We start from the raw sequence: 21,384 nt of genomic DNA on the forward strand, positions 1-21,384 counted from the left end.
TCATGCCGACGAAAAGGCAGCGCGCGACGGGCATGCCGGCCGCCGATTCGCTTGTGCCGCAATACCCGATCGAATCGGTCGACAATGCGCTGAAGCTGCTGTTGCTGCTCGGTGAACGCCCCGAGATCCGGTTGAGTGAAGCGACTCGATATCTGGGTGTGGCGTCGTCCACCGCGCACCGGCTGCTGGCGATGCTGATTTATCGGGGCTTTGTGCGCCAAGACCCGGTGTCGAAGGCGTACCTGCCTGGTCCGGCGTTGACCAGTGTGGCGTTCTCGATATTTAGCCGCATCGACATCCAGGGAGCGGCCATGCCGATCATGCGCGGTCTCAGCGAACGCCTGCGGGAAACAATCCACGTCGGCATGCTGGACGGCGCTGATGTCCGATTTGTCGCGGCGGTCGAGGGCCCGGCCGCCGTCCGGGTGGCTTCCCGGCTGGGCCGCAGCCTGCCAGCGCATTGCACCTCGACGGGCAAGACGCTGCTGGCTCAGCTGTCCGAATCTGAACTGCGGCAACTACTTCCGAATGAGGAGCTGGATCGCGTCACCGCCCATTCGATTGGCAGCCGCACGGAGTTGGAGGCCGAGCTTTCCCGTATCCGCGAACGGGGGTATGCCGTCAACCGGGAAGAGAGCGAGGAGGGCGTGGCATCGGTTGCGGTACCGATTCCGGCCGGGGCACCGGGTTTGCGGCTTGCACTCAACGCCGCGGCTCCGTACCACCGGCTGGAAAGGTCCAAGTACTCCTCGTTCGCCGCGGTACTTACCAAGGCAGCCAAGGAGATTGGCGATCAGCTTAGCTGAGTGCCCAATCGCGCCACTTCGTGCCGCCAGGCCGCTTCGATGTTGAAGTCAGATCCCAAGTCCGGCAATTCATTCCAATCGGTTTCGGCGATTTCGCGCAACGCGCCCCCGGCAGCCATGACCTGCAACGACATTCGTGCCAGCGAGTCGAGGCTGATCGCGTGCAACACGGCCTGCTGGACGCTGCCGGCCGCGCTGGTGATTCCATGGCCGCGACAGATCACCACGGGCGCGCTGCCCATGGCCGCCACCATATCCCTGCCCAACTGTGAACTTCGAATCAGGACCGCGCGTTCAAAGACTGGCACGCCGCCGCGGGCGAGCACAGCGCCGGGAATGTCGTACGCCCCATAGATCGGCCGGAATTCGATTCCGGCCAGATCCGCGGCGACGACGGCCGGTGGATGCAGGTGCGCGACCGCCCGGCGCCGAGGATCGGCCAGCATGGTCTCGACGTGGATGGGCAGTTCGTTGGGGACGCGGTATCCGTCGAGTTCCCCCGCGGCGCTCGCGGTTCCGTCAAGCCCGATCAACCGGATATCACTGGGCCGGGTGAATGCCAAACCCGTGTCGGTGTCGCTGCGACAACGGATGAGTAGCTGGTCCTCGCCGACGCGCAGGCTCAGATGGCCGAGGATGCCATCAGCCAGGCCGCGCGCCGCGGCCACGCGGCAGCCCAGGGCCAGCAGAGTGCGCTGCGGGTCAAGCCTCATGGCGGTCCCGCAAGCCGAATCCGCCGTCGGGGTGGATGGTTTCACCGGTGATGCCGCGGGAGCGGTCGGAGGCCAGGAACACGAAACTCCACGCATGGTCGTGGGGGGTGAGTGCGACGTTGAGCGGCACCCGTGCGGCCAAATCGCTTGCCCTGTTGGGGGAGTCGTTGAGGCGCACGGCATCCAGGCCCAGGCTGGCAAGACCGCGCAGGTCGGTGTCCAGCGTGCCGCCCGGTGCCACCCCGTTGACCCGAATACCCGGGGCCAATTCGTGTGCCAGCGAGGCAACCAGCCCGCGCACGGCGAACTTCGACGACACGTAGAGCACCCCTCCGCGCCCGGGGTAGAACGACGATGTCGACTCGGTCAGCACAATCGAAGACCCGGTTTGGGCCTGCAGTGCGGGCATCGCGGCCTTCACCGACTGCAGCTGGCTCAGCACATTGATGCGAAACATCTCGTCGAAGGCCGCTGCAAGGACGTCGGCGTCGATATCGCCCACACCCTGATAGAAGTCGAAGACGCCGACGCAGTTGACCAGAGTGTCGAGACCGCCGAACGCATCGACGGCCGTCGTGACCGCGCGGTCAGTTGCCGCCCGGGTGGTGGCGTCACCCTCGATCACCGGCATGTCCGGCAGTTCCTGACGCAACCTCGCGCACTTGTCGGTATCGATTTCCAGCACAGCGACTTTCGCGCCCTCGGTGCGAAACGCGGCGACGACGGCGCGGCCGATTCCCGAGCCGGCGCCCACCACGAGCGCGCGCCTGCCGTCAAGCCAGCCCGTCATCGCGTCCCTCCGGTTCGTCGGGCAGTAACGGAGCGCGGGAATTGCCGACCATGGCCGCCAGCGTACGGGGGTTCTGCCAGGTGAGCGCCTCCACTTCGAGGGCGTCCAGACTGATCGACTGCCCGGTTCTGGGTGCGGTGATCAGCAGTCGGGAGCCGTTGCGGGTGTCGACCCGCTGGACCACTACCTCGGTGAATTCGTTTGCCACAGTGATGGGCTCACCGACGGGCTTCACAGGAATACCGCCAGGTTCTGCATCCGTAACACCGACTCGTCGGCAATAATGGTGCGAAGAGCCAACTTCCAGGTGTTTTCCGGATCCCCATACCAGCGCAGTAGATCCTCGCGGCCGCAGGACAACAACGCGCTTTCGTTGACGTCGCCGCGACTGCGGAACAGCAGTTCGGCCGATTCGACGATCACATGCTCGGGGTCTGCGCCGGCGAAGGTGCGCACGTTGGTGATGAAATGCCGCAGCCGAGACGGGGGATCCTCGGTCCAGGCGTGCTCGGTGGCAAAACGCGCCACCCGTTGGGTGAGCGAGTACTTGTCCTCGTCGAAATGAGCCATCCCGGGCCCCATTCCCGGTGACGTGTCGAACCCGGCGCCGCGGGCGGTCGTGACACGCACCGGCATGACGTAGCGAATGTCGTCGGTCATGGTGTCCAGCCATTCCTCATACTGCTGGGCGTCGAGCAGGTAGGCCTCGTCCACCAGGAACCGGTGTGCGTGGAGATGACGAATATCGTTGAACGGCAGGGAGTTTCTCATGACAGGTACGCGGCCCAGAGCTTGAGCAGCTCGCGCTGGTTGTACTCGTTGTAGCCGACCTGAGCGCGTCCGGGCCCGTGAAAGGCCTCGGCCGGTAGCGCTTCGGCGACGGGCCGGTCGTCGGACAGCAGGCCCATCCGGCTGTTCAGCAGCAGCCGCCGTGCCATCGTCCCGCCGGCCGTGGTGGTCAGCGAGACCCAGTTCTCCACGTCGTCTTGTTCGAACATGCCGGTCGACCCGAAGCACATCAAATAGCCCCGGTAGGACCGCTTCTTGAAGTCCGCGGGTGCGGCGGCGTCCACCGCGAACCATGAGCACACCTCGGTTTCGTTCTCGCTGATCGGCTGCCACTGGCGGATCGAGATGAAGGGCAGCACCTCTTCATTTTCGGGATCGCTGCCGGGCAGCTTGGGCCAGTTGTGTACGAAACTCAGGTTGGGAAAGCAGGTGGCGGCCGAGAACATGAAGCCGTCGTCACCGATGACCCGCTGTTGCCGGTTGGTCCAGACGCCCTTCATCCGGTCGATCATGTCGTCGGGGTAGCCGACATAGCGCATGCGTTCTTCGAAGCTGCCGGGCGGGAGTTTGTAGGTGGTTCCGCCCCCGCGATGTGCCCAGTAGGTGGCGCCATCCTTGCGCTTGTGCGCCTTGGGCTCGCGGAACAATCCGATCTCGACGATCGAGGCATGGGTGTGTGGGGTGTGGTACATGTCGCCGGCGAAATTCTCGGCGCCGATCTTCCAGTTGGCCTTGATCCGCCAGCGCTGCGGTCCGCGCACCTCCAACCCACCGGTGCTCTGTTTGGTGTAGTAGTCCAGGTAGAACCGGAAGTCGCCGAGGTAGTCCTCGAGCGGTTCGGCGCGCGCGTCCAAGCTGATGAAGATCAAACCGTTGTAGCTGGTCAAATTCGGTGCGGGCAAGAGGGTTTGGCCCTTCGGGAACCCCGCGTCGCCACCGTACGCCTCCCGATGGAACGGCAGCCCGGTAAGCCGGCCATCGTTGCGGTATGTCCAGCCGTGGTAGGGGCAGCGGAAATTGGAGGCATTGCCCATCTCCGCGCGGCACAGCTGCATGCCGCGGTGCAGACACATATTGAACATCGCGCGCACCGCGCCATCGGAGTCGCGGGCGATGATGAACGAATCGTCGAGCACCCGGCGTACGACGTAGTCGCCCTCCTGCGGGATCTCCGATTCATGGGCCATGAACATCCACCCGCGGCCGAACAGCCGCTCCTTTTCCAAGTCGAACAGCTCTTTGTCGTTGTAGATGTGGGCGGGAATCATCCCCCGGCGCACAGCGCCGGTAACACCGTCGAGGGCAGCACCGTGATCGGCCAATCCCAGCCCCATCTCGCTTGCTCTGTTTTACAGAAATGTATTCTGTATAACAGAATCACCTAGAACACCGCGACCGTCTATCGGCTCTAGCGGCGTCAGCGACCGCACAGGTATCCCGAGGCTGATTCACAGCCACTTCACATTTGTCAAAGCGTTGTGGAGATCTGCCGCGTGGATACGTTGGTAGCTGGTGTGTGCGGGGGCGGGTTCGCTTGATGCGCGTCACCGCCTGGCTGAATCTGTCTGAGTCTCTCAATGGGGAAGGACTGGTGTCATGGTGGAGCGGCCTCGAGATCGGCAGCCGCATAAATTCGGATCGCGGGTGCTGGCTGCAATTGGGCGCCAAGAGTGGCTGGATCGGCCCAGCTACCGGCTGGAGCACCTGATCAGCTTCGGTTTCAACGCGCTTGGCGGGGCACGTGACCGCGTCACCAACGCCTTGAACGGCGTATGGCTGGGGCATCCGGTGCATCCGCCGCTGACCTCGTTTGCCAGTGGAGCGCTCGGCACCACGGTGGCCCTGGACGCCCTCAGCGTGCTGCCCGGCCGGCCTGCCTCGGAGGTGCTGGACGCATCACGGTTTGCTAGCCGCGCACTGGGGTTGGGTATTGCGGCAAGCGTCGGCTCGGCTGTCACCGGGATTGCCGACTGGCAGCACACCCACGAAGAGGACCGCCGGGTCGGGCTGGTGCACGGTTTGGTGAACACGGTTGCGACCGCCCTGTACGTGATGTCGTGGGTGGACCGCCGCCGCGGCCACCACCTTCGCGGGATCGCAGCCAGCGCGCTGGGCTACGCCATCACCGTCGGCGGCGCCTATCTCGGCGGGGCGCTGGTGTTCGAGTCCGGCATCGGGATCGACCAGTCGGGCGGGCGGCTGCGCACCACAGAGTGGACACCGGTATTGCCCGCGAGCTCGTTGAACGGCAAGCCGGTTCGCGTCGAGGTCGACGGAGTGGGGCTGGTGGTGTGCCAAACCAAGCCGGGCGAGGTGTCGGCGTTCGGTGAGTTCTGCCCGCACCTGGCCGCACCGATGGCCGACGGCTGGATCGATCGCGGCCGGCTGGTGTGCCCGTGGCACGGCTCCCGGTTCGCGCTGGAGTCAGGTGAGGTGTTGCGCGGACCGTCGGCGGCTCCGCTGCCGTGTTATGAGGCCCGCCTGGTCGACGGAATGGTGGAAGTGCGTGGCGACGGCCATGAAGGTCTCCCCGCGTCGGAAGGGATTGCGAAATGAACGCTTACGAAGTGCTCAAAGAACACCACGTGGTAATCAAGGGGCTCGGCCGCAAGATCAGCGAGGCGCCGGTGAACAGCGAAGAGCGCTATAGCCTGTTCGACGACTTGCTGATCGAGCTGGACATCCACTTCCGCATCGAGGACGACCTCTATTACCCGGCGCTGTCAGCGGCCACCAAGCTGATCGCGGTGGCGCACGCCGAGCATCGCCAGGTGATCGATCAGCTGGCGGTACTGTTGCGCACGCCCCAGAGCGCACCCGGGTACGAAGACGAATGGAACTCCTTCAAGACCGTCCTCGAAGCACACGCCGACGAGGAGGAACGCGACATGATCCCCGCTCCTCCCGAGGTGAAGATCACCGATGCCGAACTCGAGGAACTGGGCGACAAGATGGCCGCACGCATGGAGCAATACCGCGGATCTGCCCTGTACAAGCTTCGTACCAAGGGCAGGGCCGCGCTGGTCCGAAGCCTGTAGCCGCACCCAGCCGATTACCGGCGGCCGATTCCGGCCATCATGATCGGGGTGAAGACGCGGACGTCCTCGCCGAAGCGTGCCGCGGCCGCGTCGGCATCCTCGGGGGAAATGAGCCCCGCATCGACGACGGCGTCGCGCAGGCTCTCGAAGGACAACCTAAAGAAGTCGAAACCCGGTGTAGCGGAATCGATTAGCCGAGCACGGCCCTGACCGCGGACCTCGGTGAGCCCGGCGGCGGCCAGGTCGGCGACGACCTGGCGGCCGTAATGCGGTTCGAAGCCGGAGCGCTGCATGAAGGACAGGATCGCCTCGGTTGCCCGGTCGAGTTCTGCGCCAGCTCCCTCTAAGCCGAAGGCGGTCCAGTCGTAGTCCTCGATGACCATCCACCCGCCGGGGCGTAGCGTCGCCGCCAGGCGGCCGATGATCTGCCGGCGGTCGGGCAGGTGTTCGAGGACCAGCCGGGAATGCACCAAGTCGAACTCACCCCGGGGAAGCTCGTCGCTCCTGATGTCGAGGCGGCGGACGTCGATCGTGTCACTGGCCAGTGATTCGATGAAGCGGGTATCGATGTCGACGGCTACCACCGTGGCGCCGCGGCCGCTCATCCACTGCAGCAGCGAGCCGCCGCCGGCGCCGACTTCCAGACACCTCCAGCCAGGGCCGATACCGAGGTCGTCCAACAAGGCATGCGTCCCGGGGTCCCACAGGCTTTCGATGCCGGCCAACCGGGTCCGTTCCTGTGCGAAGCCCTGGTCGTAGACGTAGTCACCCGGCATGGCGTCAACGCTAAGCGCACGTATGGTGGCGGCGCCAGAGTAGCCTCACGCTTCGTGAATGCCGCACCGCAGCGCATCGCGTCCCAAGCCGACATCACCTCGGAAATCAATGCCATCGCGGCCGAATACCAGCGCGCCGGCGGGGCAGAGACCCAGCCCCGCCTCGACTATCCGCCGTATCGCGGCAGTGTGTTGCGCCATCCCGAACGCGCCCTGCTGTCCGTCGACCCCGAGGAGGTCGAGCGCCGGGCCCCATGCTTCGGCGAGCGGGATGTCGGGCCCCTCGATGCCGATCTGACGGCAGGTCATCCCGGCGAACCGATCGGGGAGCGCTGCATCGTGGCCGGCCGGGTCCTCGACGGGGCCGGCAGACCGGTGGCGGGCCAGCTGGTGGAGATCTGGCAAGCCAATGCCGGCGGCCGCTATCGCCACCAGGGCGACCAACATCCCGCCCCGCTGGACCCCAATTTTGCCGGCGTAGGCCGCTGCCTCACCGGTCCCGACGGCTCATACCGCTTTGTCACCATCAAGCCCGGCCCCTATCCGTGGCGCAACCATCACAACGCCTGGCGACCCGCGCACATTCACTTCTCGGTCTTCGGGACGGCGTTCACCCAACGCCTGGTCACCCAGATGTACTTCCCGGGCGATCCGTTCCTGGGATTGGATCCGATCTTCCAGTCGATATTGGAACCCGTTGCGCGCCAACGGTTGCTCGCTACCTACGACCATGGCCTCACCGAGCCCGAGTACGCGACCGGCTACCGGTGGGACATCGTGGTGTCGGGCAGCTGCCGGACCTGCACCGAGGACCGCTAGCGATGGCTGAATTGGCCTGCACCCCAGGGCAAACCGTCGGGCCGTTCTTCGGCATCGCGTTGTCGTATCCCGGCGACAGCCAGCTGGTCGCCGATGGGCATCCCGACGCTGTCAGGTTATACGGCACGGTCTACGACGGCGCCGGCGCCGGTGTTCCCGACGCCCTGCTCGAACTCTGGCAGGCCGACGGCGACGGTCGCATTTCACGACAGGCAGGCTCGTTACGGCGCGCGGGTGCCGGGTTGGCAGAGTTCACCGGATTCGGCCGGGCCGCGACCGACGCGGACGGACATTACCGGTTCACCACCGTGGCACCCGGCTCGGTCGACGGCCGGGCGCCGTTTTTCGTGATCGCCGTCTTCGCCCGGGGCTTGTTGCACCGGCTGTTCACCCGCGCCTACCTGCCGTCTCCTGATCTGGACGACGATCAGCTGTTGGCCCGAGTCGACCTACTGCGGCGCGCCACACTGCTGTGCGTCGACGAGAATGATTCGGGCCGTGTCGGATACCGGTTCGACATCCATCTGCAGGGCCGTTCCGAAACCGTGTTCCTGACGTACCGAGATGACATGCGATGACCAACCTGTTGTGGCCCGGCGACCAGCGGGCCGGCGACTACCTGAGCGACGAGTCGCTACTGCGGTCGATGGTGGCGGTGGAATCCGCCTGGCTGGGGGCACTGGCCGACGCCGGACTGGCGCCCATCGACCGGGCCGGGGCGGACCTGTTCCACCTGGTGGGCGAGCACGACTGCGAGCTGCTTGCGGTCACCGCCGAGGACGGCGGGAACCCGGTCATCGGGTTGGTGTCGCTGCTGCGAGATCGCGCCCTGCCGGTCGTTGCGCCGTGGATCCACCGCGGGCTGACCAGCCAGGATGTCCTCGACACCAGCCTGATGCTGGGAATGCGTTCCGTCGCCGACCACGTGACAACGCAATTGGCGCACCAGATTACGACGCTGTCGGCGCTGGCCAGGGCGCATCGGGGCACACCGACGGTGGCGCGCACCCTGACCCAACACGCGGCGCCCACGACGTTCGGCGCCAAGGCCGCGGTCTGGCTCAACGGCGTCGTCGACGCCTATCGGCGGCTCGGTGCTCTGGTCACCCCGGCTCAGTTCGGCGGTGCTGTCGGAACCTGGTCGGCCACGACCGAATTGGCCTCTCTACTCACCGCCACGGCAGAGCCGGCAGAATTAGCGGAGCGTGTGGTACGCAGTGCCGCAACCACTTTGGGGCTTCGGGTGCGGCCACCGTGGCACACCACCCGGACGCCGGTCACCGCCGCCGGTGACGCTCTGGTCGGGTGCACCGACTGCTGGGGCCGGATCGCCGCCGACGTCGTCACGATGGTTCGCCCTGAGATCGCCGAACTGGGCGAGCCCGCCAGCGGACCACGTGGCGGATCGTCGTCGATGCCGCACAAACGCAACCCGGTGCTGTCCATCCTGATCCGCCGGGCCGCCATGGCCGCGCCGCATTTGGCCGCTACCCTGCACACCGCCGCGGCACTGGCCAACGATGAACGTCCCGATGGCTCTTGGCATGTCGAATGGGATACCCTGCGGACCCTGGCCCGGCGTACCGTGGTCGCGGGCTCGCACTGCGGCGAGCTGCTGGCCGGACTCGACGTCCACACCGCACGAATGGCCCAAAACCTCAGCACCGCAGATGTTGTCGGCGAACAGCGGGTGATCGCGGAATTAGCCGGAACGCACGTGTCGCCAAGCTACCTCGGAGCCGTCGACCGGTTGATCGACCAGAGCCTGCAGCGTGCGCAACGGGCGTTGAGCGAATACTCGTGAGGCGGGTAGGGGCTGAACCGCCCCCGGGCCTAGGCCCACCAGCGACCACCTCTGACCTGGCTTGTGAAAACTTTCCCTGCCGGTACTAGCCTCGGGCTTTCACACTGAGTGATCTTGATTGCGTGTGTTGAACGAAGAAAGGTGCTCTGAGCTGGGATAATTTGGCTTGCTGAAGGACCAGGTCATCGCAAGAATCGGAGCACCAATCTGGTGGGCAAGTCTAGGTCGTGTTACCCGTCGTTGGCGTTGGATGGTCGTGCAACCGGTGTCGTGTCGCATGCTGGTGCGGTTGTGCTGCTGCGTGCCGCCGAGCGGGTGAGGCTGACCGGGGCGTTGTCGGGCGCGTTGGCGCCGTGGCGTAAACCGCTGGCCAGCCACGACCCCGGCAAGATCGTGCTCGATGTGGCTATCGCGCTGGCGCTCGGTGGGGACTGCCTGGCTGATGTCGGCCTGCTGCGCGCCGAACCCGGGGTGTTCGGTACGGTCGCATCCGATCCCACCGTGTCGAGGTTGATCACTTCGTTGGCCGCAGATGCCCCGAAAGCGTTGGCGGCCATCGGCTCTGCGCGGGCCGCCGCACGTGCCGCGGCGTGGGCGGCTGCTGGACAGGCCTCGCCGGGTCATGGGATCGATGCCGATCACCCGTTGATCATCGATTTGGATGCGACCCTGGTCACCGCGCACTCGGAGAAGGAGAAAGCCGCACCAACATTCAAGCGTGGCTTTGGGTTTCACCCGTTGTGTGCGTTCGTCGATCACGGCAGTGCGGGAACGGGGGAGTCGCTGGCGATCTTGCTGCGGGCCGGCAATGCCGGCTCTAACACCGCCGCCGACCACAAAACGGTCCTCGCGTGCGCGCTGGAGCAATTGCCCTTTCAGGTCGGCTATCGGGTCGGCAAGAAAGTTCTGGTGCGCACCGACGCCGCCGGGGCCACCCACGAATTCCTCAACTACCTGAGCGCGCGCCGGCTGTCCTACTCGCTGGGATTTGCCCTCACCGAGACGATGGCCACCGGCATCGACGCGATTCCCCAGACGGCGTGGACCCCGGCCTACGACGCTGATGGGCAGGTCCGTGACGGGGCGTGGGTCACCGAGGCAACCGGGGTCGTTGACCTGTCGGACTGGCCCGCGGGGATGCGGCTGATCGTGCGCAAAGAACGCCCTCATCCGGGCGCCCAGCTACGTTTCACCGACCGCGACGGGTTACGGCTGACCGCGTTCGTCACCAACACCACCCGTGGGCAGCTGCCCGATCTCGAACTGCGCCATCGCCGCCGCGCCCGCTGCGAAGACCGCATCCGGGTCGCCAAAGACACCGGCCTGGCCAACCTCCCCCTGCACGGATTCGACCAAAACCGGATCTGGTGCGCATTGGTGCAGCTGGCCATGGAGCTGACCGCCTGGTGCCAAATGCTGGCCTTCGAGGAGCACCCGGCGCGGCGCTGGGAACCCAAACGACTACGGCTGCGGCTGTTTTCGATCGCCGGCCGCCTGGCCCGCCACGCCCGCCGAACCCGGCTGCGCCTCGCCGCGCACGCACCCTGGGCCGACGTGTTGACCACCGCGTTGGCCCGCCTGCAACCCGGCTGACCAACTACCCAACCGTCCCCACGACCCCAAGAAAGGACCACCCGGGCCCAAGGAACCCCGCAGAAGCCGCTGACCCGGGCCCACCACCGCACCCCCCAACCGAAAATCAAGATCCAAAACCACAATCCGACCCGATCAGGCCACCACGTCAACCCCACGAAACATCCGGGCTAACTCTCGTACAGCTTTCGGTAGGCTTCACGCGCACAGGTACGCAATTGTTCATCATCTAAACCACCCGCCGTCTCCCGTAACTCGGGATCGGCGGTATAGTCATCGACATCGGCGAACAATCTGTCGAGTATCTTGAATTCAGCGCCAGAAACTTGATCTCCGTCGTCCTTGAATACCGTAACGTATAAGGATTGAAACTCCGGAGCAGATATTCCACGATTGATGAACCTTGATATCAGCTCTTGATATTTTGCGGTCATACGCTCGACCGATGCGTCTTCACGAAACATCAATCACCGCCCAACTTCCCCTCGTTTAACACGTACGCAGCTTGTTCAGAGCTCAACTTCCAGCCTGATATAAATCTTCCATCCGGAGTCTGAATGACGCATAACCCGGATTTTGGATTGTAGTTCAGTATTGCAGGCTGACCGCGTTAGGTGCCTAGGATATGTATGGTCGGGGGTCCTTCACTACTTGTTTAGCAGCTCCGTCGAATGCGTCGAAAGCCGGCGCGACCCCGCGGATCTGTCACACCAAAATCTTTTGCATGATAATACTTGCGTTCGATTTGGCCGAGGTCAGTTTGTAATGGGATTTCGTCGATAGTCTGCGGGCCCGTTCCCGCTTTGGGGGGTCCTTGCTTTGGTTGTTGTGGTGCGGGTTGTGTCCAGTATGGGATGTCGGCGCGGGTGGCTTCTTTGGTGGGCGGGTAATGGGCGTTGGCCGCATCTAATTGGCGCTCGAGTTGGGCCTTCAAGGTGTTGTAGTACCAGGCTTCTTGGTTATAAATCTGAACCGCGTTCCAATCGGAAGAGTTGGGCGGATTTCGATTGTGGTTGTCGATGTCGTTTGTCAACTTGTTGTAGGCCTCCCGTGACCCTGATTTTGGCAATTGTGTTCGGGGACAGCCCAAGTCACCACCTCCCCGGTGGTAACCTGTTGTTTCCCGTCCTGCCTTGGCGCCGGCGACATGCCCGCCCCCGAAGCCGAGCACCACCGGACTGCCACGCCGACAAACCGCCATCGTGCACAAACGCCGCGTCGCCCACATCGGCTTGACAATATGTCTGCATGCGGAAGCGGACGACGATCGAGATCGACGAGGACCTGCTGACGCGTGCAAGACACCCCAAGGGCTGCGCGACCACACGCGTGACCGTCGAAGAGGCCCTGCGGCGAGCCGCCGCCGAAGCAGAGCACGCGCAGGACGAGGGAGCGGCTCAGCAACGGCGCTACTTCACCCGGCTCGCCCGGTACGTCGACGAGGAGGTGCTCGGCTCGGAGGGGATGTGGCGGTAGCAGGTTCGACCCTCGACAGAGCGCGGCGCCGCGTGTGTCCGATCCCGTGGTCTGCGACCTGCTCGCGGAAACGGCCGGACGTTTGTTCAGCTGACTCGTGGGGGAGCGCGAGCAGCTCTACTCGGCCCGCTCGGCCCGCCATTACGACCAGCTGGAGGCCGAGCTGCGCATCAGCTTCGACATTGTGGCGGCGCCACATGACGTTCTGGAGCGAGCACTTGCGCTCCAGCGTGACCTCGCTCATCACTACGGAATGAGGCACCGCACCCCGATCCCGGACCTGGTGATCACCGAGACGGCCGTTGGTCACGGGCTCGGCGTTGTGCACGTTGACTGTGATTACGCCGGGATTGCCGAAGTCCGGCCACTGACCGTCCGCCGCCTCGGCTAGAGGCCGTCGAACGACGACGGTGAGGTTTTGGCGCCGCCGTTGTCGTGCGATCGCCGGTTACGCCCCGGCCCCGGGCCAACACTCGAAATCGCCCACCGCACCGGCGGGTACGCCGACTCGTGACTTTTGCCTCTACTGGTCATAGGTTCGGCGGTGATCGCATCAATGGTTGACCGCAGACACTCGCAGACACTAAGCCTGAATCCGTGGATCGATGATTTCGGGTGGTCATCGGCGGGTTCGGGCGAGTGGCGCTGGGGCGTGGACACTTTGGCGTGTATGTGATCCGCTGGCCTGCACCAGCTTTTCCTTTAGGGGTTCCTCGGGTCGGGCCTGGATGGCGGGGTGGACAGGGGCTGGCCGCTTGGTCAAGCGGCGCGGGGTTGCGCAGTCGGGTAGCCGATGACGCTGTCCCACAGGGCTTTCCACTCGACTTGCCGGGGCCAGTGGACGGGTAGGTGCAGCATCGGTTTGCGGGCCGGTGCGGCGAAGCGGGCGGGCACGTTGACCAGGTCGCGGCGCAGGGTGGCACCGCGGGCCACGATGTGGTGACCGCCGGCGAGGGTCCCGGTGGCGCGCAGCAGGTTATGGGCGATCACCGCGCAGGCCAACCAGGCGCAGTTCGCGGCGAACAGCCCTGAAGGGATCCGAGCCAGTGGGCCATCGATCAGGTCGGCGAAGGTGGTCTCGATGATGGCGTGGCGGCGGTGGGTGATGTCGGCCTCGGCAGTGGGCAGCTCGGAGTTGGTCAGAAATGGGTGATAGCGCCACACCGGAAACAACGCATCCGGGTAGCGGGCGTCTTTGACCCGGCGCACTACCAGTCGGGCCGTGATCTTCTTGCCCCGCCCCAGCCGTAGGGTGTAGGGAGTTTCGGCGACCTCGGCATCGGAGATCAGCGCCCCGGTGTCAGGGTCTTCGACCGCGCCCGGGTAGTGCACCGGGGTGTAGGCGGCCTCGTCGATGCCCTCGACCGCGGTGGTAATGGCCCGATTTCGGGTCATCGACAGGGAGAACTCGACGCCTTCGGCGATGCAGGCGCCGATCACCTTTTTATTGCCGAACGCGGTGTCGCCGCGCAGCATGATCTTGCCGGCCCCGCACCCGCGGGCGGTGGTGATGGCTTGTTTGACCTGCCAGGCCGCGGCGCGGCCGGAGCCGGCCTTACCGCTGCGCAGCCGCGCCTCGGCGATCACCGGTGGGGCCTGCGCGGTCGAGATCGTGGTGATCTGCGGCGACAGACCCAACCGCAGCAGCGCACGGCTGGCGATCTTGGCGTGCCCGAACGAAGCACCCTGCTTATGGCGCCCGTAGACCGGACGCAGCAGCGAGTCGATGTCCAAAAAGGCGCGCTCTTCGATGCCGGGCAACAGCGGCACCCGCTGCGCGAGCGCCACCAGATGCGCGCGAGCCACGGCCGCGAGCTGGTTGGCATGCCCGAAAGTGAACTCGCGCAAGAAGATCCCCAATGTCGAGGGCGCATACACCTCGTTGAACACCCGTGGCGTGCCGCCGGCACGCAACACGTCGACGTCGTCGATGCAGTCCGCGCCGCACATCATCCCGGCGATGATCGAGGTCAGCTTCCCGACCGGGTTGACCGCACCGGAGGCCACCCGTGTCGACGGCAGATCCACATGCTCACCGATCAATTCCGAAAGCCCGGTCTGCTCAGCCAATTCCAGCACCGGAACCAAACCCGCGGCCGACACCAGATTCGGCTCGTCAAACACCGCCGACCCGAGAGTGAACGTATACGATGAATGCACCGAAAATGCCTTCCTGAACACTGGAAAAAGACGACTTCAGCACTCGTATTATCCCAGGCCAGAAGGCATTTTCGCTGTTCACACGCCGATCAAACCACCAGCCGATCCACGGATTCAGGCTAAGGAGACGGCGATGACCGACAATGCCAACAACGCCAACAACGCCAAGTCCTGCCATGTCGACGTGCTGATCGAGGAGCGCGACGAACGAACCCGGGCCAAGGCGCGGCTGGTCTGGGGCGAGCACACACTGGTCGGTGTCGGCTTGGCCCGGCTCGATCCGGCCGACGAGCCGGTGGCCGAGATCGGCGACGAACTAGCGATCGCGCGGGCCCTGACCGACCTGGCGAATCAGCTGTTCGCGGTGACGTCGGCCGACATCCAGGCCAGCACACACCAGCCGGTTACGGGCCTGCATCACTGAGACGCTGGTTCCCGGACCCAACGGCCTATTGACCGACGAGGTGCTCGAGGAACCAGTCGCGCGCCAGGGTTGCCGCGCGCTCCAGCGTGCCCGGTTCTTCGAACAGATGAGTGGCGCCGGGAACCACCGCCAGTTCGCACACGGCCGGGATCGCCGCCTGCGCCTGCCGGTTCAGTTCGAGGACCAGTTGGTCGCGGCCACCGACAATCAACAGGGTCGGCGTATGTACGTCGCGGAGCGCATCGCCCGCCAGATCGGGCCGTCCACCACGGGACACCACCGCCGCGACCTTGACCCCGGGATGTGCGGCGGCAACCAGGGCCGCGCCGGCCCCGGTGCTGGCCCCGAAGAAACCGACCGGCAGTGAAGCGGTGTCGGGCTGGCCGGCCAGCCAGCCGGTGACGTCGACCAGTCGCCGGGCGAGCAGGCCGATGTCAAAAACGTTGGCGCGGTTGCGTTCTTCCTCGGGTGTCAGCAAGTCGAGCAGCAGGGTGGCCAGTCCGGCCCGGTTGAGCACCTCGGCGACGTATCGGTTGCGCGGGCTGTGTCGGCTGCTGCCGCTGCCGTGAGCGAAAACGACCACGCCGCCGGGGTGGTCGGGAATGGTCAGCCGCCCGGCTACCGAGACCGGTCCGGCAACCACCCGGACTTCCTCGTCGCGCGGCGGCGGGTCACCGGCTTCGCTGACGGCGCCGAATTCGGCGCGGGCGCGACGCAGCAGCGCCACCACCTCGTCGTCGGAGGTCTGGGTGAAGTTGCGGTATCCCTGGCCGACCGCGAAGTAGGGCACGGGTGTTTCCAGGCACACCACCTCGTCGGCGTACCCGGCGAACCGTTGGGCGATGTCCGTCGCTCCGATGGGAACGGCCAGAATCACCCGGCTCGCCCTCTGGGCACGGGCTACCTGGCAGGCGGCCTGCGCGGTGGCTCCGGTCGCGACGCCGTCGTCGACGATCACCGCGATGCGCCCGTCGAGCGCGATCGGGACGTGGTCGCCGCGGAACCGTTCCGCTCGGCGCTGCAGTTCGGCCCGCTGGGTGGTCTCCACCGCGGCTATTTCCCGGTCGGTGAGGTGTGCCTCGCGCACCACGTCGTCGTTGATGACCCGCACATCGCCTTCCCCGATGGCGCCGAACGCGAGCTCGGAGTGCGCCGGCACGCCGAGCTTGCGCACCAACAGCACGTCGAGGGGAGCGTGCAGCGCCCGGGCGACTTCGAAAGCCACCGGAACACCGCCTCGCGGCAGACCCAGCACCACCACATGGTGACCCCGTAAGAATTCCAGACGGCGCGACAATTGCCGGCCGGCGTCGACGCGATCCGTGAACTGCCTCATATTTTGAGTGTCCATTGCCTGATGGATTGCCGGTACGGCCACAGGTCCCTAACCCGGATGTTTCGTGGGGTTGACGTGGTGGCCTGATCGGGTCGGATTGTGGTTTTGGATCTTGATTTTCGGTTGGGGGGTGCGGTGGTGGGCCCGGGTCAGCGGCTTCTGCGGGGTTCCTTGGGCCCGGGTGGTCCTTTCTTGGGGTCGTGGGGACGGTTGGGTAGTTGGTCAGCCGGGTTGCAGGCGGGCCAACGCGGTGGTCAACACGTCGGCCCAGGGTGCGTGCGCGGCGAGGCGCAGCCGGGTTCGGCGGGCGTGGCGGGCCAGGCGGCCGGCGATCGAAAACAGCCGCAGCCGTAGTCGTTTGGGTTCCCAGCGCCGCGCCGGGTGCTCCTCGAAGGCCAGCATTTGGCACCAGGCGGTCAGCTCCATGGCCAGCTGCACCAATGCGCACCAGATCCGGTTTTGGTCGAATCCGTGCAGGGGGAGGTTGGCCAGGCCGGTGTCTTTGGCGACCCGGATGCGGTCTTCGCAGCGGGCGCGGCGGCGATGGCGCAGTTCGAGATCGGGCAGCTGCCCACGGGTGGTGTTGGTGACGAACGCGGTCAGCCGTAACCCGTCGCGGTCGGTGAAACGTAGCTGGGCGCCCGGATGAGGGCGTTCTTTGCGCACGATCAGCCGCATCCCCGCGGGCCAGTCCGACAGGTCAACGACCCCGGTTGCCTCGGTGACCCACGCCCCGTCACGGACCTGCCCATCAGCGTCGTAGGCCGGGGTCCACGCCGTCTGGGGAATCGCGTCGATGCCGGTGGCCATCGTCTCGGTGAGGGCAAATCCCAGCGAGTAGGACAGCCGGCGCGCGCTCAGGTAGTTGAGGAATTCGTGGGTGGCCCCGGCGGCGTCGGTGCGCACCAGAACTTTCTTGCCGACCCGATAGCCGACCTGAAAGGGCAATTGCTCCAGCGCGCACGCGAGGACCGTTTTGTGGTCGGCGGCGGTGTTAGAGCCGGCATTGCCGGCCCGCAGCAAGATCGCCAGCGACTCCCCCGTTCCCGCACTGCCGTGATCGACGAACGCACACAACGGGTGAAACCCAAAGCCACGCTTGAATGTTGGTGCGGCTTTCTCCTTCTCCGAGTGCGCGGTGACCAGGGTCGCATCCAAATCGATGATCAACGGGTGATCGGCATCGATCCCATGACCCGGCGAGGCCTGTCCAGCAGCCGCCCACGCCGCGGCACGTGCGGCGGCCCGCGCAGAGCCGATGGCCGCCAACGCTTTCGGGGCATCTGCGGCCAACGAAGTGATCAACCTCGACACGGTGGGATCGGATGCGACCGTACCGAACACCCCGGGTTCGGCGCGCAGCAGGCCGACATCAGCCAGGCAGTCCCCACCGAGCGCCAGCGCGATAGCCACATCGAGCACGATCTTGCCGGGGTCGTGGCTGGCCAGCGGTTTACGCCACGGCGCCAACGCGCCCGACAACGCCCCGGTCAGCCTCACCCGCTCGGCGGCACGCAGCAGCACAACCGCACCAGCATGCGACACGACACCGGTTGCACGACCATCCAACGCCAACGACGGGTAACACGACCTAGACTTGCCCACCAGATTGGTGCTCCGATTCTTGCGATGACCTGGTCCTTCAGCAAGCCAAATTATCCCAGCTCAGAGCACCTTTCTTCGTTCAACACACGCAATCAAGATCACTCAGTGTGAAAGCCCGAGGCTAATTGTCAGGTTTCTTCTGCAGCCCTCGCCGCGGCACAATCGCCACCGGCGCCGGGCGGCGGCCAGCCTTGCCGTGCCGATTGACGGTCAGCAACCGCCAACCACTCAACAAAATGCGCTCGGGTAGTCATGATGATTCACATGGCTGATGAGCACATCTCCAACGTGGATGTTGTTGTGGTGGGCGCCGGCTTCGCCGGTATGTACGCCGCATACCGCCTGCGACTCGCGGGTCAATCGATGCGCATTGTCGAGGCGGGCGACGACCTCGGCGGCACCTGGTACTGGAACCGCTATCCCGGCGCGCGGGTCGACATCCCCAGCGTCGACTACATGTTCAGCTTCGACGGACCGGTCGAAAGACTGGCAGTGGTCGGAGAAGTACGGCACCCAGCCCGAGATCCTGCGCTATCTGAACCACGTCGCCGACAAGCACGACCTTCGTCGCGACATCCGGTTCGGTACCCGGGTCATGCAGGCGCACTGGGACGACACGTTGTCCGGCTACCGCGTGCGCACCGATCGCGGCGACGAGATCGGCTGCCGCTACCTGGTGATGGCGACGGGCTGTCTGTCGGTACCCAAGGACCTCGACATCCCCGGCGTCGAAAACTTCACCGGCGAGCTGTATTTCACCAGTCGCTGGCCGCATGAGCCCGTCGACTTCACCGGCAAGCGCGTCGGTGTCGTCGGCACCGGCTCGTCGGGAATCCAATCGATCCCGTTGATCGCGGCGCAGGCAGCGCAGCTGGCGGTCTTCCAGCGCACACCCTGCTTTTCGATCCCCGCGCACAATGGCCCGATCGCCCCGGACAAGCTCGCCCAGTTGGTCGACGATTCGGCCTACCGGCAAGCGGCGAAGTACTCCTTCGGAGGGGTGCCGTTGGAGCGCACGATCACCCCGGCGTTTTCGGTGTCCGCCGACGAACGCCGGCAGCGCTACGAACGCGCCTGGCAGCGCGGCGAGCTGTTGGAGGTGCTGAACCTCTATACCGACGTCATGAGTAATCCGTTGGCCAACAACGACTTTGCCGAGTTCATCCGCGGCAAGATCCGCGGTATCGTGCGTGATCCCCAGACGGCCGAGGCACTGTGTCCCACGACCTATCCCGTCGGCGCGAAACGGCTCTGCCTGGACACCAACTACTACGCCACGTTCAACGCGCCCCAGGTGCGGTTGGTGAACCTGCAAGACCAGCCGTTGGTGAGCGTCACCAAGACCGGAATCGCGACGGCCGCTGAATCTTTCGAGTTCGACGCGATCGTGTTCGCCACCGGTTTCGACGCGATTACGGGCGCGGTGGCGGCGGTCGACATCATCGGCCGGGACGGACTCGCGCTGAAGGACAAATGGCGGCCCGGTCCGTCCACTTATCTCGGCCTGATGACCGGGGGGTTCCCCAACCTCTTTCTCATCGCGGGCCCGCACAGCCCCTCGGTGTTGTCGAATATGGCCGTGTCGATCGAGCAACACATCGATTTCGTCGCCGACGCTTTGACGTATCTGCGCGCCCACGGCTTCGACCAGATCGAACCCACCAAGCTCGCCGAGGCCGGCTGCCAATTGGCCAGGGACATGGGCTGGCCGACGATTGTCGGCCAGGCGTTGATCACGCCCGTCGTCGATACCGATCAGGCCCGAGGTTCCTATTTCGACAATGCCGACGGCTACGGGCTTACTGCCCCGTTGATGCGATGGTTCTTTGACCACTATGCCGATCCGGACGTACGGGATGACCCGAGGATCGCCCCGCTGCGTGCGCCGGATCTATCGGGCCTGCCTCCTGCGATCGTCGTGTCAGCAGAGTTCGACCCGCTACGCGATGAAGGCGACGCGTACGCCGAAGCGCTTGCGGCAGCAGGGGTTCGCACCCGGCATGTGCGGGCTCGGGGACACACGCACCTGTCGTTGTCCATGGTGGACGTGGTCGTTTCCGGAGCCCCGATTCGTGCCCAGATCGCCGACGCGTTACGGGGGTTCTTCGCGACCGACGCCGCGACGACAGCGCCGGCTCAGACGGCGAGCTGACTAGCTGGCGCCCGCCGCGATCACCTGGTCCACCTCGCGGGCTCGGTCGGCCATCTCGGCGTGTGCCTTGTCCAGCGCCTCCGCCTGATCCTCGTCGGCTTTCATCAGCGCTTCGATGTTGAAGCCGGCCATGTCGAGCACACCCATGTCCCGGAAGGCCTGCTGCACCTTGTCGCCCCATAGCCCAATGTCCTTGACTATCGGCACGATTCGGCTGAACAGGTGCGAGCGGAACTGGATCATCAGCGGCGACGTGTCAACCCACTCGGCGCACCTCTGGACGTCCATGCCGAGGGTCTCGAAAACCTCCTCGCCGCGGAACCGGTCACGCATCAGGTAGCAGGCTTCCACGACGAACTCTTCGCGCTCGCCCCGCTCGGCCTCGGTCAGCGCAGAGTAGTAGTCCTTCAGCGAGATCCTTCCGAAGGCGACATGCCGGGCCTCGTCCTGCATGACGTAGGCCAGCAACTGCTTGGCCAGCGAGTCCGGCGCCGCCATGTCACGCAGCACCCCGAACGCGGCGAGCGCGAGCCCTTCGATCAACACCTGCATCCCGAGGTAGGGCATGTCCCAGCGGGAGTCGCGCAGGGTGTCGCCCAGCAGCGCGGTCAGGTGCTTGTTGATCGGGTAGACCAGGTCGACCTTCTCCTGCAGGAACCGCGAGAACGCCTCGACGTGCCGGGCCTCGTCCATGGTCTGGGTGGCCGCATAGAACTTTGCGTCCAGGTCCGGGACCACCTCGACGATCTTGGCGGCGCACACCATCGCGCCCTGCTCGCCGTGCAAGAACTGCGAGAACTGCCAGGCCTGGAAGTGCTGACGCATCTCGGCGCGACGTGCGTCGTCTGCGGCGTCCCACATCGGGCTGCCGAACAGCGGATGAAACTCGTCGGGCAGTCCCACTGGGTTGTGCGGGTTGACGTCTTGCGCCCAGTCGATGCGCGACTGGGCATCCCACTGCTTGTCCTTTCCCTTCTGGTACAGGGAAAGGAGCCGGGCACGTCCGTCGTCGTATTCCCAGGTGAAGCGCGCGTCGCCGACACTGGGGACCTCCCAGGAGTACGGCGCGGGCACGTCTGTGTACTTGTCTCTGGTGCTCATGA

Annotated in this window: 23 protein-coding genes and 2 pseudogenes; 12 read left to right on the forward strand and 13 right to left on the reverse strand. The window is 65.4% G+C overall.

What is annotated here, in order from left to right:
- Positions 1-2 precede the first annotated feature (2 nt).
- Entirely contained in the window at positions 3-806 is an 804-nt protein-coding gene (locus tag EET10_RS10775) for an IclR family transcriptional regulator (RefSeq protein WP_036403629.1), read from the forward strand.
- Here EET10_RS10775 and phtC read toward each other — a convergent pair.
- The 5 genes from phtC to EET10_RS10800 are packed head-to-tail and all read right to left on the reverse strand — an operon-like array spanning position 794 to position 4,432.
- Positions 794-1,519: a 3,4-dihydroxyphthalate decarboxylase gene (phtC, locus tag EET10_RS10780; RefSeq protein WP_122502139.1), complete on the reverse strand. Its 726-nt coding sequence runs from the start codon at positions 1,517-1,519 to the stop codon at positions 794-796. The two genes, EET10_RS10775 and phtC, sit on opposite strands and share 13 nt — an antisense overlap.
- Positions 1,509-2,309: a 3-(cis-5,6-dihydroxycyclohexa-1,3-dien-1-yl)propanoate dehydrogenase gene (hcaB, locus tag EET10_RS10785; RefSeq protein ID WP_036403628.1), complete on the reverse strand. Its 801-nt coding sequence runs from the start codon at positions 2,307-2,309 to the stop codon at positions 1,509-1,511. Before hcaB ends, phtC begins: the two co-directional genes overlap by 11 nt.
- Positions 2,293-2,544, reverse strand: a complete 252-nt coding sequence (locus EET10_RS10790; RefSeq protein WP_036403626.1) for a hypothetical protein — start codon at positions 2,542-2,544, stop codon at positions 2,293-2,295. The genes hcaB and EET10_RS10790 overlap by 17 nt, the downstream gene beginning before the upstream one ends.
- Positions 2,541-3,080, reverse strand: coding sequence for a 3-phenylpropionate/cinnamic acid dioxygenase subunit beta (locus EET10_RS10795; RefSeq protein WP_122502140.1), 540 nt, complete (start codon positions 3,078-3,080; stop codon positions 2,541-2,543). The genes EET10_RS10790 and EET10_RS10795 overlap by 4 nt, the downstream gene beginning before the upstream one ends.
- Entirely contained in the window at positions 3,077-4,432 is a 1,356-nt protein-coding gene (locus EET10_RS10800) for an aromatic ring-hydroxylating oxygenase subunit alpha (protein WP_063468670.1), read from the reverse strand. Before EET10_RS10800 ends, EET10_RS10795 begins: the two co-directional genes overlap by 4 nt.
- 262 nt (positions 4,433-4,694) lie before the next feature.
- Between EET10_RS10800 and EET10_RS10805 the strand changes: the two genes are divergently transcribed.
- Both EET10_RS10805 and EET10_RS10810 read left to right on the forward strand, forming a co-directional pair.
- Positions 4,695-5,654 (forward strand): Rieske (2Fe-2S) protein, encoded by a 960-nt coding sequence (locus tag EET10_RS10805; RefSeq protein WP_063468671.1) that lies wholly within the window; start codon positions 4,695-4,697, stop codon positions 5,652-5,654.
- A complete protein-coding gene (locus EET10_RS10810; RefSeq protein WP_036403616.1) occupies positions 5,651-6,136 on the forward strand; it encodes a hemerythrin domain-containing protein in 486 nt (161 codons plus the stop codon). The genes EET10_RS10805 and EET10_RS10810 overlap by 4 nt, the downstream gene beginning before the upstream one ends.
- 14 nt (positions 6,137-6,150) lie before the next feature.
- Here EET10_RS10810 and EET10_RS10815 read toward each other — a convergent pair whose 3' ends face one another.
- On the reverse strand, positions 6,151-6,912 hold the full coding sequence (locus tag EET10_RS10815) for a class I SAM-dependent methyltransferase (protein WP_063468672.1): 762 nt from the start codon (positions 6,910-6,912) through the stop codon (positions 6,151-6,153).
- A 54-nt stretch (positions 6,913-6,966) separates the two neighbouring features.
- On the opposite strand from EET10_RS10815, the gene pcaH reads away from it, so the two are divergent.
- From pcaH to EET10_RS10835, 4 genes are all read left to right on the forward strand, one after another.
- On the forward strand, positions 6,967-7,731 hold the full coding sequence (gene pcaH / locus EET10_RS10820) for a protocatechuate 3,4-dioxygenase subunit beta (protein ID WP_063468673.1): 765 nt from the start codon (positions 6,967-6,969) through the stop codon (positions 7,729-7,731).
- A gap of 2 nt (positions 7,732-7,733) precedes the next feature.
- The gene (gene pcaG, locus EET10_RS10825; RefSeq protein WP_051490542.1) at positions 7,734-8,309 is read left to right on the forward strand and encodes a protocatechuate 3,4-dioxygenase subunit alpha; all 576 of its coding nucleotides are present in this window, start codon (positions 7,734-7,736) and stop codon (positions 8,307-8,309) included.
- Positions 8,306-9,535, forward strand: a complete 1,230-nt coding sequence (locus EET10_RS10830; RefSeq protein WP_036403613.1) for a lyase family protein — start codon at positions 8,306-8,308, stop codon at positions 9,533-9,535. The genes pcaG and EET10_RS10830 overlap by 4 nt, the downstream gene beginning before the upstream one ends.
- Before the next feature lie 210 nt (positions 9,536-9,745).
- A complete protein-coding gene (locus tag EET10_RS10835; RefSeq protein WP_036400547.1) occupies positions 9,746-11,128 on the forward strand; it encodes an IS1380 family transposase in 1,383 nt (460 codons plus the stop codon).
- Positions 11,129-11,298: 170 nt separating this feature from the next.
- Here EET10_RS10835 and EET10_RS10840 read toward each other — a convergent pair whose 3' ends face one another.
- The 3 genes and pseudogenes from EET10_RS10840 to EET10_RS29155 form a co-directional block, all read right to left on the reverse strand.
- Positions 11,299-11,592 (reverse strand): colicin immunity domain-containing protein, encoded by a 294-nt coding sequence (locus EET10_RS10840; RefSeq protein ID WP_081260856.1) that lies wholly within the window; start codon positions 11,590-11,592, stop codon positions 11,299-11,301.
- Positions 11,592-11,726, reverse strand: a pseudogene (locus EET10_RS32240) (colicin D domain-containing protein); the annotation flags it as partial. The pseudogene EET10_RS32240 and the gene EET10_RS10840, both read right to left, overlap by 1 nt.
- Before the next feature lie 57 nt (positions 11,727-11,783).
- On the reverse strand, positions 11,784-12,356 hold the full coding sequence (locus EET10_RS29155) for a hypothetical protein (protein WP_136624727.1): 573 nt from the start codon (positions 12,354-12,356) through the stop codon (positions 11,784-11,786).
- Between the two features lie 20 nt (positions 12,357-12,376).
- On the opposite strand from EET10_RS29155, the gene EET10_RS10850 reads away from it, so the two are divergent.
- Both EET10_RS10850 and EET10_RS10855 read left to right on the forward strand, forming a co-directional pair.
- A complete protein-coding gene (locus EET10_RS10850; protein WP_036403611.1) occupies positions 12,377-12,604 on the forward strand; it encodes a type II toxin-antitoxin system VapB family antitoxin in 228 nt (75 codons plus the stop codon).
- Between the two features lie 97 nt (positions 12,605-12,701).
- Entirely contained in the window at positions 12,702-12,995 is a 294-nt protein-coding gene (locus EET10_RS10855) for a PIN domain-containing protein (protein WP_051490540.1), read from the forward strand.
- A 368-nt stretch (positions 12,996-13,363) separates the two neighbouring features.
- Here EET10_RS10855 and EET10_RS10860 read toward each other — a convergent pair whose 3' ends face one another.
- The gene (locus EET10_RS10860; RefSeq protein WP_122502310.1) at positions 13,364-14,764 is read right to left on the reverse strand and encodes an IS1380 family transposase; all 1,401 of its coding nucleotides are present in this window, start codon (positions 14,762-14,764) and stop codon (positions 13,364-13,366) included.
- Positions 14,765-14,897: 133 nt separating this feature from the next.
- Here EET10_RS10860 and EET10_RS10865 point away from each other — a divergent pair, with 133 nt between their 5' ends.
- Complete coding sequence (locus tag EET10_RS10865; protein ID WP_036403606.1) at positions 14,898-15,188, forward strand: DUF1876 domain-containing protein; 291 nt, start codon at positions 14,898-14,900, stop codon at positions 15,186-15,188.
- 25 nt (positions 15,189-15,213) lie between these two features.
- Here the strand turns inward: EET10_RS10865 and EET10_RS10870 are convergent, their stop codons facing one another.
- Entirely contained in the window at positions 15,214-16,524 is a 1,311-nt protein-coding gene (locus tag EET10_RS10870; RefSeq protein ID WP_063468676.1) for a phosphoribosyltransferase, read from the reverse strand.
- A 222-nt stretch (positions 16,525-16,746) separates the two neighbouring features.
- The gene (locus EET10_RS10875) at positions 16,747-18,129 is read right to left on the reverse strand and encodes an IS1380 family transposase (RefSeq protein ID WP_036400547.1); all 1,383 of its coding nucleotides are present in this window, start codon (positions 18,127-18,129) and stop codon (positions 16,747-16,749) included.
- Positions 18,130-18,453: 324 nt separating this feature from the next.
- Here EET10_RS10875 and EET10_RS30750 point away from each other — a divergent pair.
- A pseudogene (locus tag EET10_RS30750) lies at positions 18,454-18,534 on the forward strand (hypothetical protein); the annotation flags it as partial.
- On the forward strand, positions 18,500-20,281 hold the full coding sequence (locus EET10_RS31610; RefSeq protein WP_280177811.1) for an alpha/beta hydrolase fold domain-containing protein: 1,782 nt from the start codon (positions 18,500-18,502) through the stop codon (positions 20,279-20,281). The pseudogene EET10_RS30750 and the gene EET10_RS31610, both read left to right, overlap by 35 nt.
- Here the strand turns inward: EET10_RS31610 and EET10_RS10885 are convergent, their stop codons facing one another.
- On the reverse strand, positions 20,282-21,382 hold the full coding sequence (locus EET10_RS10885) for a ferritin-like domain-containing protein (RefSeq protein WP_036403603.1): 1,101 nt from the start codon (positions 21,380-21,382) through the stop codon (positions 20,282-20,284). It abuts the gene before it with no gap.
- Between the last annotated feature and the right edge of the window lie 2 nt (positions 21,383-21,384).

The organism is Mycobacterium pseudokansasii (assembly GCF_900566075.1).
Lineage (GTDB): Bacteria > Actinomycetota > Actinomycetes > Mycobacteriales > Mycobacteriaceae > Mycobacterium > Mycobacterium pseudokansasii.

Coding starts and splice junctions, on each gene's coding strand:
- EET10_RS10775 (WP_036403629.1), top strand. CDS start 3: ATGCCGACGAAAAGGCAGCGCGCGACGGGCATGCCGGCCGCCGATTCG.
- phtC (WP_122502139.1), bottom strand. CDS start 1,519: ATGAGGCTTGACCCGCAGCGCACTCTGCTGGCCCTGGGCTGCCGCGTG.
- hcaB (WP_036403628.1), bottom strand. CDS start 2,309: ATGACGGGCTGGCTTGACGGCAGGCGCGCGCTCGTGGTGGGCGCCGGC.
- EET10_RS10795 (WP_122502140.1), bottom strand. CDS start 3,080: ATGAGAAACTCCCTGCCGTTCAACGATATTCGTCATCTCCACGCACAC.
- EET10_RS10800 (WP_063468670.1), bottom strand. CDS start 4,432: ATGGGGCTGGGATTGGCCGATCACGGTGCTGCCCTCGACGGTGTTACC.
- EET10_RS10805 (WP_063468671.1), top strand. CDS start 4,695: ATGGTGGAGCGGCCTCGAGATCGGCAGCCGCATAAATTCGGATCGCGG.
- EET10_RS10810 (WP_036403616.1), top strand. CDS start 5,651: ATGAACGCTTACGAAGTGCTCAAAGAACACCACGTGGTAATCAAGGGG.
- EET10_RS10815 (WP_063468672.1), bottom strand. CDS start 6,912: ATGCCGGGTGACTACGTCTACGACCAGGGCTTCGCACAGGAACGGACC.
- pcaG (WP_051490542.1), top strand. CDS start 7,734: ATGGCTGAATTGGCCTGCACCCCAGGGCAAACCGTCGGGCCGTTCTTC.
- EET10_RS10830 (WP_036403613.1), top strand. CDS start 8,306: ATGACCAACCTGTTGTGGCCCGGCGACCAGCGGGCCGGCGACTACCTG.
- EET10_RS10840 (WP_081260856.1), bottom strand. CDS start 11,592: ATGTTTCGTGAAGACGCATCGGTCGAGCGTATGACCGCAAAATATCAA.
- EET10_RS29155 (WP_136624727.1), bottom strand. CDS start 12,356: ATGTGGGCGACGCGGCGTTTGTGCACGATGGCGGTTTGTCGGCGTGGC.
- EET10_RS10850 (WP_036403611.1), top strand. CDS start 12,377: ATGCGGAAGCGGACGACGATCGAGATCGACGAGGACCTGCTGACGCGT.
- EET10_RS10865 (WP_036403606.1), top strand. CDS start 14,898: ATGACCGACAATGCCAACAACGCCAACAACGCCAAGTCCTGCCATGTC.
- EET10_RS10870 (WP_063468676.1), bottom strand. CDS start 16,524: ATGAGGCAGTTCACGGATCGCGTCGACGCCGGCCGGCAATTGTCGCGC.
- EET10_RS10885 (WP_036403603.1), bottom strand. CDS start 21,382: ATGAGCACCAGAGACAAGTACACAGACGTGCCCGCGCCGTACTCCTGG.